We start from the raw sequence: 16,670 nt of genomic DNA on the forward strand, positions 1-16,670 counted from the left end.
CCTTGTTCCAAGGTTGGCGGCAGGGCATGTCTTCTATTTCTTCGATCGGATCGGTACAGCTTTCCTTCGCGGCGCGGCAGCTGGACGCCGTGCGCGAGTTCTACCGCGGCACCCTCGGGCTGGATGAAATGCCAGTCCCGGACGGGCGCCTGCTGTTCGCGCTGGGCGACGCGACCCTGTCGCTGTCGCCGGTGGCCGAGGTCAGCCGCGAGGTCAGGGCCGACTACCTGGCCATCCGCACCGGCGCCTACGACGACATCCTGCTGCGCCTGCGCGATGCGGGCTTTCACCCGGTCTGTTCGCTGCCCGACGCCTTGCCGCGCGTCATGTACGTCAAAGACCCCAGCGGCAACCAGCTGGCATTTCTCGGCTAGGCCTCGTGCTCGGCTCCCTCACACAGGCCTCGGCGATTCCATGAACTTCCAGCAACTGCGTTCCGTGCGCGAAACCGTGCGCCGCGATTTCAACCTGACCGACGTGTCGGAAAGCCTGCACACCTCGCAACCCGGCGTCAGCCGCCAGATCCGCGAGCTGGAGGAAGAGGTCGGCGTCGACATCTTCGTGCGCTCCGGCAAGCGCCTGATCGGCCTGACGCCGCCGGGCGAGCAGATCCTGCCGCTGGTCGAGCAGATCCTGCAATGCGCCGACAACATCCGTCATGCCGGCGCCGAATACGCCGACAGCCGCAAGGGCGTGCTGTCGATCGCCGCGACCCATTCGCAGGCGCGCTATGCCTTGCCGCCGGTCATCAAGGAGTTCCGCCAGCGCTATCCCGAGGTGGTGCTGCACCTGCACCAGGGCTCGCCGCGGCAGGTCTCGGAAATGCTGCTCGAAGGCGAGGCCGACATCGGCGTCGCCACCGAGGCGGTGGCCGACTATCCCGGCCTGCTGAACCTGCCGTGCTACCGCTGGAGCCACAGCATCATCGTGCCCAAGGGGCATCCGCTGGGCGCGGTGGAAGGCGGCATCAGCCTGTCGCAACTGTCGCGCTATCCCATCATCACCTATGGCCGCGGCTACACCGGCCGGGCCCACATCGACGAAGCCTTCGCGCGCGCCGGCATCACGCCCGACATCGTCATGACGGCGATGGACGCGGACGTCATCAAGACCTACGTCGAGCTGGAACTGGGCGTGGGCATCGTGGCCGCCGTGGCCTGGGACGCCGAGCGCGACACGCGCCTGTGCGCCATCGACGCGCGCCATCTGTTCGAGATCAACCTGACGCGGCTGGCCATCCGCCGCGGCGCCTGGCTGCGCGGCTACGCCTTCCATTTCATCGAGATGTTCGTGCCGACGCTGACGCGCGCGGTGGTGGACCAGGCGCTCAAGGGCGAGGCCTGACCGCGGCGCGCGCGCGGTCCGCCTGATCGGCCAGAGGCCGACATGGGCCGCGCAGTCGCCGCATATCCATAGACGCATTTCTACGTTGTCCGCGCCGGGCCGCGGACGTAGGCTGATCCGGTTCTTCAACCCCAGGAATTCCGGATCCCATGAGCACCCATTCCGACGCGGCCGCCGCCGCTTTCCGCCACGACACCGAACGCGCCCGGGCCGTGCGCGACTTCATCGCGCAGGTCAAGGCCCTGGTGCCGGACCCCGCGCGCGCCACGCCCGATCAACTGGCGCCGGTCGCCCGCCTGCTCGAAGCGCTGGGCCGCCGCGCCGAGCTGTTTCCGCCGCAGGCCTTTGAAGTGGTGCCGGGCCGGCCCACCGCGATCTACCGCCTGGCCGAGGACGCCGACGGCGCCTACGCGCTGTACCTGTCGCTGGGCGAGGCGGGCAAGGCCCAGCCGCCGCACGACCACACCACCTGGGCCATCATCGCCGGCGTGTCGGGCAACGAGCGCAACGAGGTCTATGCGCGTAGCGCCGGCGCCGAGCCGGGCCGCGACGTGCTGACCCACGTGCGGCGCGTCGACGTGGCCGCGGGCGACTCGATCGTGCTGGGACCGAGCGACGTGCACACCATCGAGCTGGTGGACGGCAAGCCCGGCGCGCACCTGCATTTCTACGGCCTGGCGCTCGACCGTCTGCATGGCCGGGTGGTGTTCGAGAGCACCGCTGGCGGTTCCTACCGCACCTTTTCGCCGCCGGCCGCGATCTACCATGCGCGCCTGTCGCCCGCCGGGTTGCAGGAAGCGCTGCGCGGCGAGGCCGAGATCGCCGTGCTCGACGTGCGCGAAGCCGGCCGCTACGCCCGCCGCCACCTGCTGTACGCGGTGCCCGCGCCGCTGTGGCGCCTGGAGGTGCTGGCCGACCGCCTGGTGCCGCGCCGCGACACGCGCATCGTGCTGGTGGATGACGACGAGACCCTGGCGCACCAGGCCGCGGCCAAGCTGACCCGCCTGGGCTGGACCGACATCTCGGTGCTGGCCGGCGGCACCGACGGCTGGGAGCGGGAAGGGCGCGAGCTGTTCTCCGGCACCAACGTGCCCAGCAAGGCCTTCGGCGAAGTCATCGAGCACGAGAAGCACACGCCCTGGATCGACGTCGACGACCTGCACGAGCGCGTCGCGCGCGGCGACGACATCGTGGTGGTCGACAGCCGCACGCCGGAGGAATTCCACAACTTCACGCTGCCGTTCTCGCACAGCCTGCCGGGCGCCGAACTGGTGTACCGCATCCGCGAACTGGCGCCGGATCCCAAGACCTTCGTGGTGGTGAACTGTGCCGGCCGCACGCGCAGCATCGTCGGCGCGCAGACGCTGATCGACGCCGGCATCCCGAACCGCGTGGCGTCGCTGCGCAACGGCACCATGGAATGGCTGCTGTCCGGCCGCGAGCTGGCCTATGGCCGCCAGGCGGCCTTGCCGGAACCGTCCGCCGACAGCGCCGCCGCGGCGCGCGTACAGGCGCGCGGCGTGGCCGAACGCGCCGGCATCGGCCATATCGACGCCGCGACCTTGCGAGCGTTCGAGGCCGAGCAGGGCACGCGCACGCTGTACAAGTTCGACGTGCGCACCCGCGAGGAATACGAGACCGGCCACCTGCCGGGCTGGCGCTGGGCGCCGGGCGGCCAACTGGTGCAGGCGACCGACGAGTACCTGGCGACGCGCCGCGCGCGGGTGGTGCTGGTCGACTGGGACGGCGTGCGCGCGCAGACCACTGGCGCCTGGCTGGCGCAGCTGGGCGCGGTCGAGGTCTACCTGTACCAACCGCCGGCGCTGGCGCCGCTGGAACGCGGCGCCGAGCCGCGCCGCGTGCTGCGCCACCGGCCCGACGCGCCCGCGCTGCGAGCCCAGGCCTTGCGGGCGGCGCTGGATGCCGGCGCCGCCGAACTGTTCGATATCGAGTCGCGGCTGGCCTACGAGCGCGGCCACGTACCGGGCGCGCGCTACGCCGCGCCGGATCGCCTGCAGGAGTTTCTGCCGACCGACACGCAACGCCCCATCGTGCTGACCTCGCCCGACGGCGTGCTGGCCGCGGTGGCGGCGGCCGAACTGGCCTGGCGCAGCGGCCGTCCGGTGAGTTACCTGCTGGGCGGCACGCGCGCCTGGCAGGCGCAGGGCCTGCCGCTGGCGCAAGGCGCCGAGGGCGTGCTGACGGGCGACGACGACCAGAGCATCAGCCCGTATCTGTTCGACGACCTGTCGGCGCGCGACCAGGGCTTCCGCGACTATCTCGACTGGGAGCTGGGGCTGGTGGCGCAGCTGGAGCGCGATGGCAGCGCGGATATCCGGTTGATCGCGGCGGCGTAGGCGGGGCGCCTGGGCGCCGCGGAGGGCGCCCAGCCAGGGCGTCCGCCGCGCGGCGCCACGGCGCCGGCCTGTCGTGAAGGCAGGCGCCGCGCTGGCCTCGCGCGGGGATTCGCGGGCGCGGGTCGCGATCGACCGCGACCTGCGCATTCCGGTAATCAGGATATGACCAGTAAATTGTTCCTGACTGTAAGCTGAACAAATATGCTCCGGATTCCCAGGCCGCATTGCGCCTGCTTCCGGAGATCATGATGTCCCTATCGAAACTGCTGGCGGGCGCGTTCGCCGCGCTGGCCAGCCTGATGGCCTTTCCCGCCACGGCGCAGCACGCCAAGTACCTGGTCACCACCGAGTGGCTGGAGAAGAACCTGAACGACCCCAAGGTGCGTGTCATCGAGGTGAGCGTCAATCCCGGCCTGTTCGAGCGCGGCCACATTCCCGGCGCCAGCAACGTCAACTGGCACACCGACCTGGTCGACACCGTCAACCGCGACATCGCGCCGCCCAAGCAGTTCCAGGCGCTGCTGGAGCGCGCCGGCGTCAACACCGACAGCACCGTGGTGCTGTACGGCGACAACAACAACTGGTTCGCCGCCTGGGGCGCGTGGATCTTCGACATTTACGGCATCGACAATGTGAAGATCCTGGACGGCGGCCGCAAGAAATGGGAAGCCGAGGGCCGCCCGCAGTCCAACAGCGTCAAGGTGCTGGCCGCCGGCAACGCGCGTCCCAAGGACGCCAACCCGGCGCTGCGCGCCCACCTGCAGGACGTGCTGGCGGTGGCGCGCAAGGACAAGCAGGGCGTGCTGGTCGACATCCGTTCGGCCGATGAATACAACGGCAAGATCTTCGCGCCCAACGGCGTGCCGGAACTGGCGGTGCGCGCCGGCCACGTGCCGGGCGCGGTCAACGTCACCTGGAGCAAGCTGGTGGCGGAGGACGGCACCTTCAAGTCGGCTGACGAACTGCGCGCCATCTACCAGGCGGTGGGCGTGGACGGCAGCAAGCCCATCATCACCTATTGCCGCATCGGCGAGCGCTCCAGCCACTCGTGGTTCGCGCTGCGCAAGCTGCTGGGCTACGACGTGCGCAACTATGACGGTTCGTGGACCGAGTACGGCAACAGCGTCGGTTCGCCGATCAGCAATCCGTCGGGCACCGTGTGGGGCAAGACCTGAGTGAGCGCCCTGGGAAACTCCGCGCCGCCGGCCGGGCCGGCGGCGGCTGTCGCCACGGGCTCGGCCGCCGCGATCCCGTCCGCCGCCGCGGCGATCGGCAATGCGGCGGCCGTGGCGCTGCTGGCCGCCATCGGCGCGGCCGCCTGGTGGCTGGCGTCGCAGCCCGAGGGCGGCCGCGGCCTGTCCTTGTCGCTGCTGCTCGGCGCCGCCTTCGGCATCGTGCTGCAACGTTCACGATTCTGCTTCTACTGCATCGCGCGTGACGCGATCGAACGGCGCGACCCCGCCGGCGCCTATGCCGTGCTGGTGGCGCTGGCGGTCGGCACGCTCGGCTACCACGCGGTGTTCGGCGCGTTCCTGCCCATTCCCGGGGCCGATCGCCTGCCGCCCGGCGCCCACATCGGGCCGGTCAGCCTGGCCCTGGTGGCCGGGGCGTTCGTGTTCGGGGTCGGCATGCGCATCTCGGGCTCCTGCATCAGCGCGCATTTGTACCGCCTCGGCGAAGGCGCGCTGGCCTCGCCATTCGCCTTGCTGGGCGCGGGCGTCGGCTTCGTGCTGGGTTTCGCGTCCTGGAACACCTTGTACCTGGCCATGATCCAGCAGGCGCCGGTGGTGTGGCTGCCGCACCACCTCGGCTACGGCGGCACCGTGCTGCTGCAAGTCGCGTTGCTGGCGTTGCTGGCGCTGGGCCTGAGCCGGCTCGGCCGGCGCGTTCCGGCCGCGCGCCAGGCCGATGGCGCGCCTGACGGCGCCGCCATCCGGCCAGCGAATGCCTTCCAGGACGCGGCGAACGACCCGGCCACGCCGCCGCCCTCGCCATGGCAAGCCGTGCTGCGGGACCGCTGGCCGCCCGCGGTCGGCGGCCTGCTGGTGGCCTTCATCGGCGTCATCGCCTACTTGCGCATCGCGCCGCTGGGCGTGACCGCCGAACTGGGCAGCGTGGCCCGCACCGCCGCGTCCGCGGCCGGCGCGCTGCCCGCCCGGCTGGAGGGGCTGGACACCTTCGCCGGCTGCGCCACCGCGGTCAAGAACGCGCTGCTGTCCAACAACGGCGCCTTCGTGCTGGCGCTGGTGGCGGGCGCCTGGGCCGCCGCGCTGGCCGCCGGCGCGTTCCGGCCGCGTTGGCCGACGGCGCGCGAGATCCTGCGCAACTTCACTGGTGGCGTCCTGATGGGGTGGGGCGGCATGAGCGCGCTGGGCTGCACCGTCGGCACTCTGCTGTCTGGCGTGATGGCGGGCGCGGCCTCGGGCTGGATCTTCGGCGCGGCCTGCGTGGCGGGGATCTGGGTGGCGCTGAAGCTGCGCCCGACGCGCTGAGCATCCGTCCGCTTTCCACCGGCAACCGCTTCCGCTCGACCGTTCTCGCCGATACGTTATTGCGGAGGATCGGCAATAACGGCTCCATGCGCGGGCCGGTTGTCGGGTGGCGGCGTGGAGGCGGCGGTGGCGTGGTGTCGGAGATATGGAGTGGGGGTGATTCTGGCCGCGCTGGCCCTGGCCGCTGTCCTGCCGCTGTGGTGGCGGGTGCTGATTCCGGTGGAATCCTCCTCTCAAGTCGCCCCGCTGGCGGTCCCGGCCATGCCAACGATACGGACGGGGTTCGCACCGCCCAACGGCGGCCGGAGAATCCGTTCGCTGAGCGTGCATCCCAACGGCGATAACTGGCTATTCGTGGAGTGTTCCGGACCAGGCGGCGAGCGGTGCGACGTCATGCGCTACCAGCGCAGTTCCGGGAAGTTGTTCCGCTATGGGCTGCCGGAAGGGTATCTGTATACCCATGCCCATTACTCCCCGCACGGTCATTACGTCGTGATGTCGCGCCGACCGGTTTATGGCGACAGCGAGGCGGATGCGCGCCGATCCGTGGACGATTCGCAGATCGCCTTGATGCGGTCTGATGGCAGTGCCTTCGACATCCTGCCGTTGGCGCGGGGCATCAAGTTGTCCCCCTTCATGTCGCAGGACGAGACGAGAATCGCCTTCTGGCGCAGCGGTCGCCTGTTGCCGCCGGGCCGCCGCCTGCGCCTGCTGGATTTCGACGTGTGGGAATTTGATCGGCGCAGCGCGGCGGAAAGGCCGTTCGGCGGCACGTTCGCTTTCGTCGCGGGAGGGCAGGCGCAATACCTCTCGGACGACGAGATCCTGTTCCATTCCTTCGGCCCCGGCGATTTCCTGTCGACCTACATGAATCGGTATCAGGGAAGCCAGATCTACCGGATGCGACGTGGAGTCCAGGAGGTGCCAACACCCGAGGTCTTCCCCGGAATCCGGAATGCGCGCATTGCGTCAATGGACGACGCCGGCAACCAGTATCTCTGGGGCCAGACACCGGAATCCGGGTTGGCCGTTATCCGCGTCTCGGCGCAAGGGGCGCGTGTCGGCTGGCAGCAGGCGCTCTCGTTCCATCCCAGGGAACTGGTTTGTGATCCCCACGGCGGTTACGTCGTTGCGCTCCATTCGGACCAGCCCTTCGACCCCGCGGACCGGCTCGCCGGAATCTCGCTGCTGAACATCGCCACCGGCACCTGGTCGCCGATTCCGCTGCCGGCCTGGGAAGACGCCGAAATCATGCCCGTCACGGTTCGAGATCATCCCACGCACGGCCTGGAGCCGTAGCGGCCTTTACCTTTGCAGGAGACACAAATGGCATCTGAAGATGGAAGCATCCGGCTGCAGGACCCCAGTTTCAATCCAGTCAGCTGGCTTCCCGTATATGGGCGATGGTGCGGCCCCGAGTGGTCCGCCGGGGAACGTGGAGGGACGAAGAGTCTGGATGAATTGCTGGACAGCGATGTATTGAGGTTTTCCGATGCTGATGGACAGCCCGGGCAGGCAAGTCAGCTAGATCTGATTTGCAAGGTGCATGATATCGACTATGTCAGAGCGGAAGGGAAACCGAACGAAGCCGGGCTCAAGTTGAAGGCTGACATGGATCTGCTGAGAAGTATTTCTCTGCTTGACCAGAAAAGCCTGCCTAAAGTCGAACAGACCTATAGCAAGTTGATGGCGTGCGCGTTTGCAGAGAAATTGTTCAGCGTCGATCTACCCCTGTGGGGCTACGAACTGCTGAAGAATGGCTTGTTGGAGTGGATGGCATCTATTGAAAAGCTCTTCCACCAGATCGATGGCCTGACCTATACCGATCAGTTCGGCAGCACGATCACAGGCATGGCTTTCGATGCCAAGAACGAGGGCCTCGCCTACCGACTCTTCGGAGTGACGTGCACGCAGATGGACGGCGCCAGCAACACGTGGGCTTGCTACCAGGATGCATTCCAGGCGATCCACAGCTTTACGCCCATCGCCAATGGCCTGGTCGTTGAAGCAGCGACGAGAATCATCACCGTGATGAACGACGGCTCGATGCTCGAACAGATCGGAACCTCGACGCCGGTAACCCTGCTTACGCCGGCCCCTCATCCCTCGGCCGGCTTGCCCCCGGGGAATGACGCCAGCGCGCCGCACCACGATGGAAACTTGATATCGGGGGGAGAGATCGGAATACCGCCTGACAGCTTCGGAGATTGGGCGCTTGTTCCCAGCCTGCCGTTCGTGCCGCCCGCGCCGCCTCCCGCTCCGAGCGCGCCGCCCGCCGCTCCGCCCGCGGCGGGGCCGGATAAGCCTGTCGCAGGAGAGAAACCCGTGGCATCCGCGCCGCCAGGATCTCAACCTCCCTATTACATCGAGGTTGTCGATCCACCCGGTCCCAGCGATCTGATGGGGCGCCCGTCACCCCCCATCAAAGTGGTCGGCGACGAACCCCAGCCTTCATGGGTGCCGTTGCCGGAAGAGTCGAATCCGTGGGTGTGCGATGCGTGGAAAGGGCCTGAATTCGACGATTGCATACGGTTTTATTTCCAAGCCAAGTCCGCGGCGCTGGATCCGGAACGAATGGCCGGCGTCGAGTTTGCCGCAGACCATGACGCCACATTCGAACTGATGGATAACCTGATGCATCGCCATGCTCTCGTTGGGCAGGAGGTCGATGAACTTGTGTACGCGCCGGTCTTGGGATTGTTTTCCGATCCGCCACCCGGCGATGCGCTGATTGGGCACGATCTATATTGATGTAGTTTTTTGTCACAACATCGCCCGCGCGTGATAGCATCGGCCGACAGCACAGTCCGGGCGTCCGTCCCGACGACTGTGCCCCAGGTTCCTTGTCGATTCGTTGCGAGCGCCCCATGCACCTCTCCGAAGTCGAATTGAACGCCGCCTTGCGGGCCCAACTCGAGGCCCGCCGCCAGAGCCACCGTGGCTTGATGGCGCTGGCCCTTCTCATCGTCCTGATGTTCCTGTATCTGCTGTGGCTCTGGTATTCGCCGCCGCAATGGCTGAGCGACTACGTGGTGCCCGGGCGCGCCATTGCCGCTTCCTATGGCCTTCTGGTCGCGATTCTGGTGTTCCTGCCGGTGGCATTGCACACGGCCTGGCGCCACGGGCAGGCCTTCGTGGGCATCGGCCGCGTTTTGCGGGCCGGGCGCGTCCAGGTGGCGCAGGGCGCGCTGACGGGCATGCGGCCGCGCGCCGATGGCGTGCCGTTGTCGGCGGCCCCGGTGGCGCCTACCCGGAATTCGGGCGGACTGCGGTGGAAGGGCGCCCGCGTCGACTACGTGCTGGATGGCAAGCCGGTGCCCGGCTTGCTCGATCCCCCCAATCCGGACGCGATCGTACAGCACGAGGTGATGGACCTCTATACCTTGTATCCCGATGCGCAGGCGCGGATCAGTTTTTCCTGCGGGGAAAGGATCGCGCGGGTGGACTATCCGGAATTGCCGCCGGTGCGGGTCACGGACCAGCCCATGGGCGAGGACGACTGGGCCGAACTGCGGCGCGGCGCGCTCAAGCCGCTGGCATGGATGGTGGGGATCTTCCTGTTCCTGATGATGCTGCCGGTGGGGTTGGGGGCAATCGTCGGGATCCTGTCGCTGGATGCCTACCAGGCGTTCCTGTGGCTGTTCGCGGCGGTGATGCTGGCGTGTCTGTCGCCGCCGTGTATCGGCCCGCTGCGCAAGCTCTGGCTGTGGCAGCAAAGGTCGCGGCTACAAACCTGCAAGCGCACGGTGCGCGGCCCGGTGACCGAAGTGCTGGTCACCGTGCGCACGCTGGGGCGTTCGCCGGAGTACGTGCGCTGGGTGCGGGTGGATGGACGCTGGTATCAGGACGCCTACATTCCGGCCCTGCGCTTCGATGCGCGGCGCTTGCACACGCGCGGCGATGCCGAGCTGAACTTCCTGGTGGTGGACGGGCGCGTGCGCTTTCCGTTGAAGCATCATTGCCCGCTGGAGATCGGCCCGTTGCCGTCCGGGGCGCAACCTGCCTGATGCCGCATCAGGCCCACGATTGCGCCACCGCCGCCAGGCACGCGATCACCGACGCGAACGCGATGGCCAGTCCGATCAGCTTGCGTTTCTCCAGTTCGGTCCAGAGCAGCACGCCGGTCAGGCACAGCGCGATCAGCGCGCCGCCGATGGTGTCGGACAGCAGTACCCAGGCCACGCCGGTGCCATTGGCGCGATGGAAGTTCTGGATCACGCCCCACCAGCTGGCGCTGCTGCGGCGGGCGCTGGCGGCGCCGCTTTGCGGCCAGAATTCCACCTGCACCTGATAGCCCGGCGCGCGGAACAGCGCCTGCCAGCGCTCGGGCTGGCGCGCGGTGACATCGCCCCAGCGCACGTCCTGCGCCGCTTCCTTGCGGATGCGTTCGACCGGCTTGTCCAGCTTCAAGGCCTGCTGCAGCCATTGGCCGACCGCCGCGTCGGTGCGCGGCAGGCCGGCGGGCGCCTGCAATTGCAGGGTCTCGACCGCCGGGCCGGGCATGTCGATCTTGAGCACGGCGCGATGGTTCTGCAGGATGCCGCTGGCGCCGAACAGCAGGCCCAGCAGCGCGCCCCACAAACCGAGCCAACCGTGGGCCTTGCGCAGCGCCTTCAGGTATTGACCGCGCCGCGCCGGCGGACGCGGCGGCCGGGCGATGGCGGAGTTGGCGGAGGTGAGGCTCATGGCCGCGCCTCGCGCAGGCGCAACGCGGTGACGGTGAAACTGTCGGCGGTGAAATGCCGTTGCGACTCGCCGCCGTCCGCCGGATAGACCTCGGTGTCGTCCATGCTGGGCAGGTAGGCGATGCCGTGGTCGGCGTCGTAGGCCATGTTGTGGGCCCAGGGCCGGGTGCCGATGGAGGCCAGCCGGCGCAGGTGGCCGGTACGGCTCGCGTCATGGATCGACAGGCGGGCATCGGCGCCGCTGGGCGCCAGCAGCCAGCCGCGGCGGGCGTCATAGGCCAGGGCGTTGATGTCGCGGCCGGCGGCGGCGCTGGCCAGTACCGCGCCGCTGTCCGCGTCCAGGCTCAGCAGGCGCGGATCGGCGCCGCGGCAGGCGACGAACAGCCGCTTGCCGGCGGGATCGGCGGCCAGGGCGCTGGGGCGCGGGCATTGCGGCGGCTGCCACAGGCGCGTCAGCGTCATGCGGCGCAGGTCGATGACGGCAATGCGGCCCTCGTCGCGCAGCGGCAATGCCACCACACCGGGCCCGAGCAGCGCGGGCGCGTCGAGCTTGGCGGCCGGCAGGTCGAGGCTGGCGCGCACGCAGTCGCAGGCCGGATCGAGGCGGTAGACGCGCGACACGGCGCCGCGGCGGCCGCTGGTCACCAGCACCTGGCCGCTGTCGGGGTCGTACAGCACGTTGTTGAGGTTGCCGATGTCGAGCGGCACGCGCTTGAGCACTTGCCGGTCGGAGGCCCGCACCACGATCACGCTGCCGTCCATGCCGGCCACGTAGAGCCGGTCGGCCGACGGCACGGCGGCGACGGCGTTGGCGCCTTCGGTGCCGGGTATCCGGGCCAGCGCCTGGCGGCGGGCGGTGTCGTAGACGGTCAGGCCGTTCTCGCGGCGCGCCAGCAGCAGTTCGGCGCCGTCGCGCGCCAGGGCCGCGAAGCCCCAACTGTGGCCGCTGCCGGGCAGCGCGGTGGCGCTGCGCTCGGCCACGATGGGGTCGCGGGCGGCGGCCGTTTCGGCGCCGGCCGGGGCCTGGGCGATCAGGGCCGCGGCGGCGCAGGCGGCGGACAAGGCGGCGCGCAGGCGCGGCGCGGCTCGGCGCGGGAACGCGGCCGGCGCGGAGGCGGTGATAGGCGGTTGCATGCTCAGAATTCCATCCGCGTCGACAGCACGAACTGGCGCGCGTCACCCATGGAGATGAAGTACTGGTTGGCGCTGGAGGTGTAGTAGGTGCGGTCGAACAGATTGTTGACGTTCAGCTGGAACTGCACCTTGCGGCCGGCGACGCGGGTGTCGTAGGTGGCGAAGGCGTTGACCACGGTGTATGCCGGCAGCACGAACGAGTTGGCCGAATCGCCCGGGCGGGTGCCGACGTAGCGCGCGGCGGTGCCCAGGCGCAGGCGGCCTTCGCCGATCTGGCCGGCGTTGTAGACCAGCGCCAGCGACCCGGTGTGCTGGGCCACGTTCCACAGGCGGTTGCCCTGATACTGCGGATCGTCGGTGGTGCGGGCGTCGAGATAGGCATAGCTGGCCATGAAGTCCCAGCGCGCCGACAGCGAACCGCTCACGTCCAGCTCGACGCCGCGCGAGCGCGCCGCGCCGCTGGTGCGCCAGTCGGTCAGCTTGGTGACGTCGTTGTACTGCGACACCAGCACGTTGCGCTTGCGGATGTCGAACAACGCCAGCGTGCCGGTGGTCTGTCCCGGCATGTCCCATTTCAGGCCCAGCTCCCACGACTTGGCCTGTTCCGGCGCCACGCCGGAGTCGATCACCGTGCCGCTGGTCAGCGGCGCGATGGTCGAGGTGGGCTTGAGCGATTCGGTGTAGCTGCCATACAGCGACACCTCGGGCGTCCATTTGTAGACCAGGCCGGCGCGCGGCAGCCACTTGCCGCCGGCGATGTCGGTGTTGGTGCTGAACGGCCGGCCGCGCCCGGCCAACTGCTCATAGTGCTGGTAGCGCAGGCCGCCGACCAGGATCCAGCGTTCGCCCAGGTGCAGCGAGTCCTGCAGGAAGAACGAGGTGGCGCGCAGCTTGTCGGTCTGGTCGCTGTCGCTGGCGACCACGGTGTTGCCGGGGTCCTGCTGGTCGTAGACCGGGTTGACGTAGCTGAACGGCTTGGACAGGTTCTGCCGGATCAGGTCGGAACGGAAGATCTTGCGGCGCTCGTAGTCGGCGCCGACCTGCAGGTCGTTGCGCAGGCCGCCGATGTCGACGCGGCCATCGACGTACCCGATCACGTAGTGGTCGGTGGAGAGCGCGCCGCGAGTGCCGTCGTTGCTGCGCTTGACGGTGCCGGCCACCGGATCGATGGCGGTCACGCGCACCTGGTTGGCGTCGTAGCGTTCCTGGTTCCAGCTGTAGCCCAGGTGCGCCTTCCAGTTGTCGGTGACGCGCTGGTCCACGGTGACCTGGGCCAGTTCGGTGCTGCCCCACATGTTGTTGTAGGGTTCGTCCAGGCGGCGGCGCGAGGGGATGTCGAGCGGCTTGCCGGTGGTGGGATCGAGCGCGGTGCCGCGGTCGAACGGATACAGGTAGTCGCGGTGCTCATAGGAGGCCACGATCTGCGTGTCCTGCCCATACCAGGCCAGCGACGGCGCCACCAGCGTGTCGCGGCGGCGGCCGAAATCGCGCCAGTAGTCTTCGTTCATGGTGTCGACCACCAGGCGGTAGGCCAGCCGCGAATCGCCGATCGGCCCGGTGCTGTCGAGCGTGGCGCCGACGCCGTCGCGGCCCTGGGCATAGGTCGAACCCGTCAGCGTGATGGCGTGGTACGGCGTGAGCTGCGGCCGCTTGCTGACGATGTTGATGACGCCGCCCGGATCCATGATGCCGTACAGCAGCGACGCCGGACCCTTGAGAACTTCGACGCTGTCGGCGGCGGCGTTCAGGCCGCGGCCCTGCACCAGCGGCATGCCGTTGTGCATGATCGAGCCGTCGCGGTTGGCGCCGAAGCCGCGCTTCATCAGCGTGTCCTGGGTGCCGGCGAGCGTGTTGCCCTGGGTGATGCCGCTGACGTTGGCCAGCGCGTCGTCCAGGTTGCGCGGGCGCTGGTCGCGCAGCACCTGGGCCGGCACCACGTTGACCGCCTGCGGCTGGTCCAGCACCGCCAGCGGCGAGCGCGTCACCGAGGCCACCGGCTCCGGCTGGTAGGCGCCTTCGGCGGTCGATGCGCCCACCACGGTCACCGGCTCCAGCTGGGCGGCATTGTCGCCGCTGGCCACCGGCCGCACCGTGTAGACGTTGTCCGAACGCCGCTCGGCGCGCAGGCCGGTGCCGTCCAGCAAGCGGCCGAAGCCCTGGTCCACGCTGTAGGCGCCCGACAGGCCGGGGCTCTGCTTGCCGGCCACCAGGCGGCCGTCCAGCGACAGCGTCACGCCGGCCTGGCTGGCGAACTGGCTGAGCGCCTGCGACAGCGGGCCGGGCGCGACCTGGAAGCCGGCGGGCGCCTGGGCTTGCGCGGGCGTGGCGGCCAGCAGGACCGTTGGCGCGGTCAGCGCGGTGGCCAGCGCGCGGGCCAGGAGCGGATAACGGAAGGGAGGGACGTGCATGGGGTTCCTTGGCGGCGGACGCGCGAAACGCGTCGTACATCTGCAGTGCCAAGCGAAAAGAAGAAAGGGGAACCGGAAACGCGCGGCTGTTACAAAATAGTTGGGCAAGCCGCCCGCGCCGGCCGGCGCTAGGCGGCCTCCAGCCGGACCCAGCCGGGCAGCACGCGCCGGGCGCGCACGGGCAGCGTGGCTTCCAGCGCGCGCAGGATGCGGTCGGTGTCGGCCAGCGGGAACACGCCCACCAACGGCAACCGCGCGACCTCCGGCGTACAGGTGACGAAGCCGCGGCGGTAGCGCGCCAGCTCGGCGGCAAAGCGCGCCAGCGGCAGGCCATCGGCCACGAGTTCGCCGCGGGTCCAGGCGTCGCGGGCGGGGTCGAGCGGTTCTGCCGCGTCGATGGCGCGGCCGCTGAACCCGGTGCGGGTGCCGGCCTGCGCGATGCGGACGGGGGCATCGTCGGGACGGATCTCGACCGCGCCGGCATAGACATCGAGCCAGGCGCGGCCGCCGTCGCGCAGCACGGCAAAGCGGGTGCCCAGCGCCCGCAGTTGCGCATAGCCCACGTCCAACAGGAACGGCCGGGCCGGCTCGCGGGAATCGGGATGGGTGTCGATCAGGGTTTCGCCGTCCACCAGCACCACGCGGCGCGCCTGCGCGTCAAAGCGCAGATTGACCGCGCTGGCGGTGTTCAGCCACAGCCGCGAGCCGTCCTCCAGCGTGGCCTGGCGGGTCTGGCCGACGTCGGTGCGCAGGTCGGCCAGCTGGCGGCGGGTGGCCGGCTGGTTCCAGGCGGCGGCGCCCAGGCCGCCGACGCCGGCCAGCAGCATCAGCGTGCGCAGCGCGCGGCGGCGGCCGCGTCCGGCGCCGGTCAGTGCCTCCAGCGCCGGCTGGCCGGCCACGGATTCGAAGCGCGCGCTGATCGCGGCCACGGCATCCCAGGCGCGGCGGTGTTCCGGCCGGGCATCGAGCCAGGCCTGCCATTGGCGGGTGTCGTCGGCGCTGGCGCGCTCGTCGCCCAGGCGCGCGAACCAGTCGGCCGCGGCTTCGAGCACGCGGCGGTCGGGCGGGGCGGACAGCGTGGCGGGCCTCACCAGACGCCGTCCGCGATCAACAGGCATTGCAGCATCACCTGCGCCATGTATTTCTTCACCATGCGCTCGGACACGTCCAGGCGCCGGCCGATCTCGGCATAGGTGTAGCCGCCCAGCTGCGCCAGCAGGAAGGCCTCGCGGGCGCGGGCCGGCAGGCGCTGCAGCATGGCGTCGATCTCGACCAGCGCTTCCAGCACCAGCGCGCGCCGCTCGGGTGAGGGCGCGCTGGCCTCGGGACGCTGGGCCAGGGCTTGCAGGTAGGCGTGTTCGAGGTCGCGGCGGCGCCACAGGTTGACTACCAGGCCCTGGGCAATGCGGGTCAGGAAGGCGCGCGGCTCGCGCAGGCCCGGCGTGTCGCGGGCGGCGATCAGGCGCACGAAGGTGTCCTGGGCCAGATCGGCGGCGTCGTGGTCGTCGCGCAGGCGACGCCGCAGCCACGCCGTCAGCCAGGCGTGGTGCGAGCGGTAGAGCGTGTCGACGGCGTGGGGAGCCGGGAGGTCGCCGGGCGGCACGGGGACTCCAAACCTGAAAGAATAATGGGAATGGTTCCTATTATAGCTATTCAGGCCTGGAGTTCCAGCGGGGGATGTGCTGGGTTGTGGCGCAGGGTGGGAAGACGCTCCAGTTCCGCTCGCCGCTTACTTGAACAACGCCGCGTTCTCTTCCAGAACCGTGTCCGCGCATTGCGCGTCCAGGTTGCCGCCGGGCGCGCCGGCCACGCCGATGGCGCCGATGACGTTGTTGCCGGCCTTGATCGGCACGCCGCCGCCCAGCAGCAGGTAGCCGGGGATGTCGGTCAGGTTGGCGGCGCCGGGGTTCTTCTGCGCGTTCTCCATGATGGCCAGCGTCGGCGCCTTGGCCGAGGCCGAGGTGAAGGCCTTGGCGCGGCTCGCCTCGATGGTGTGCGGGCCGGCGTTGTCGGCGCGCACGAAGGCCTTGAGCAGGCCGGCGCGGTCGACCACCGAGGCGCTGACGTTGTAGCCCTTGGCCTGGCAGGCGGCGACGGCGGCGGTGGCCAGCTTCTGGGCGTCGGCGGTCGAGATATTGCTTTCGGTGAGCACGGCGGCGTGGGCGGCGCCGCTGACGGCGAGCGTGGCAACCAGGGCGGCGAGCGGATGGCGGGTCATGGTCTGCGTCCTATTTTCGTGTGGGGATCAGG

The 16,670-nt window shown here is 69.6% G+C and carries 14 protein-coding genes; 8 read left to right on the plus strand and 6 right to left on the minus strand.

All coding sequences use genetic code 11. The annotated features are described in order from the left end of the window. Positions 1–26 precede the first annotated feature (26 nt). The 8 genes from AOZ53_RS12495 to AOZ53_RS12530 all read left to right on the plus strand — a co-directional run bounded on the left by AOZ53_RS12495 (position 27) and on the right by AOZ53_RS12530 (position 10,200). The gene (locus tag AOZ53_RS12495; protein WP_054430684.1) at positions 27–374 is read left to right on the plus strand and encodes a VOC family protein; all 348 of its coding nucleotides are present in this window, start codon (positions 27–29) and stop codon (positions 372–374) included. Positions 375–414: 40 nt separating this feature from the next. Continuing rightward, positions 415–1,344, plus strand: a complete 930-nt coding sequence (locus tag AOZ53_RS12500; RefSeq protein ID WP_054430544.1) for a CysB family HTH-type transcriptional regulator — start codon at positions 415–417, stop codon at positions 1,342–1,344. A 149-nt stretch (positions 1,345–1,493) separates the two neighbouring features. Beyond that, entirely contained in the window at positions 1,494–3,701 is a 2,208-nt protein-coding gene (locus AOZ53_RS12505; RefSeq protein WP_054430543.1) for a rhodanese-like domain-containing protein, read from the plus strand. A 245-nt stretch (positions 3,702–3,946) separates the two neighbouring features. Further along, the gene (locus tag AOZ53_RS12510) at positions 3,947–4,876 is read left to right on the plus strand and encodes a sulfurtransferase (protein WP_197286478.1); all 930 of its coding nucleotides are present in this window, start codon (positions 3,947–3,949) and stop codon (positions 4,874–4,876) included. A 93-nt stretch (positions 4,877–4,969) separates the two neighbouring features. After that, positions 4,970–6,193: a YeeE/YedE family protein gene (locus AOZ53_RS12515; protein WP_369816815.1), complete on the plus strand. Its 1,224-nt coding sequence runs from the start codon at positions 4,970–4,972 to the stop codon at positions 6,191–6,193. A 150-nt stretch (positions 6,194–6,343) separates the two neighbouring features. Next, complete coding sequence (locus AOZ53_RS12520; protein WP_231690609.1) at positions 6,344–7,492, plus strand: RNA-binding protein; 1,149 nt, start codon at positions 6,344–6,346, stop codon at positions 7,490–7,492. Between the two features lie 27 nt (positions 7,493–7,519). Further along, positions 7,520–8,944: a hypothetical protein gene (locus AOZ53_RS12525; protein WP_156333377.1), complete on the plus strand. Its 1,425-nt coding sequence runs from the start codon at positions 7,520–7,522 to the stop codon at positions 8,942–8,944. A 116-nt stretch (positions 8,945–9,060) separates the two neighbouring features. Beyond that, positions 9,061–10,200: a hypothetical protein gene (locus tag AOZ53_RS12530; RefSeq protein WP_054430540.1), complete on the plus strand. Its 1,140-nt coding sequence runs from the start codon at positions 9,061–9,063 to the stop codon at positions 10,198–10,200. A 7-nt stretch (positions 10,201–10,207) separates the two neighbouring features. On the opposite strand, the gene AOZ53_RS12535 is transcribed toward AOZ53_RS12530, so the two are convergent. The 6 genes from AOZ53_RS12535 to AOZ53_RS12560 form a co-directional block, all read right to left on the minus strand. After that, positions 10,208–10,879: a PepSY-associated TM helix domain-containing protein gene (locus tag AOZ53_RS12535; RefSeq protein WP_054488011.1), complete on the minus strand. Its 672-nt coding sequence runs from the start codon at positions 10,877–10,879 to the stop codon at positions 10,208–10,210. After that, complete coding sequence (locus AOZ53_RS12540) at positions 10,876–12,012, minus strand: YncE family protein (RefSeq protein WP_054430538.1); 1,137 nt, start codon at positions 12,010–12,012, stop codon at positions 10,876–10,878. The genes AOZ53_RS12535 and AOZ53_RS12540 overlap by 4 nt, the downstream gene beginning before the upstream one ends. 2 nt (positions 12,013–12,014) lie before the next feature. Further along, positions 12,015–14,420 (minus strand): TonB-dependent siderophore receptor, encoded by a 2,406-nt coding sequence (locus AOZ53_RS12545; protein ID WP_054488013.1) that lies wholly within the window; start codon positions 14,418–14,420, stop codon positions 12,015–12,017. Between the two features lie 128 nt (positions 14,421–14,548). Then, the gene (locus tag AOZ53_RS12550; RefSeq protein ID WP_082380387.1) at positions 14,549–15,538 is read right to left on the minus strand and encodes a FecR domain-containing protein; all 990 of its coding nucleotides are present in this window, start codon (positions 15,536–15,538) and stop codon (positions 14,549–14,551) included. Beyond that, positions 15,508–16,023, minus strand: coding sequence for a sigma-70 family RNA polymerase sigma factor (locus AOZ53_RS12555; RefSeq protein WP_054430535.1), 516 nt, complete (start codon positions 16,021–16,023; stop codon positions 15,508–15,510). Before AOZ53_RS12555 ends, AOZ53_RS12550 begins: the two co-directional genes overlap by 31 nt. Before the next feature lie 126 nt (positions 16,024–16,149). Then, the gene (locus tag AOZ53_RS12560; protein WP_054430534.1) at positions 16,150–16,638 is read right to left on the minus strand and encodes a GlcG/HbpS family heme-binding protein; all 489 of its coding nucleotides are present in this window, start codon (positions 16,636–16,638) and stop codon (positions 16,150–16,152) included. Between the last annotated feature and the right edge of the window lie 32 nt (positions 16,639–16,670).

The organism is Achromobacter sp. 2789STDY5608621 (genome assembly GCF_001299375.1).
GTDB lineage: Bacteria > Pseudomonadota > Gammaproteobacteria > Burkholderiales > Burkholderiaceae_B > Achromobacter > Achromobacter insuavis.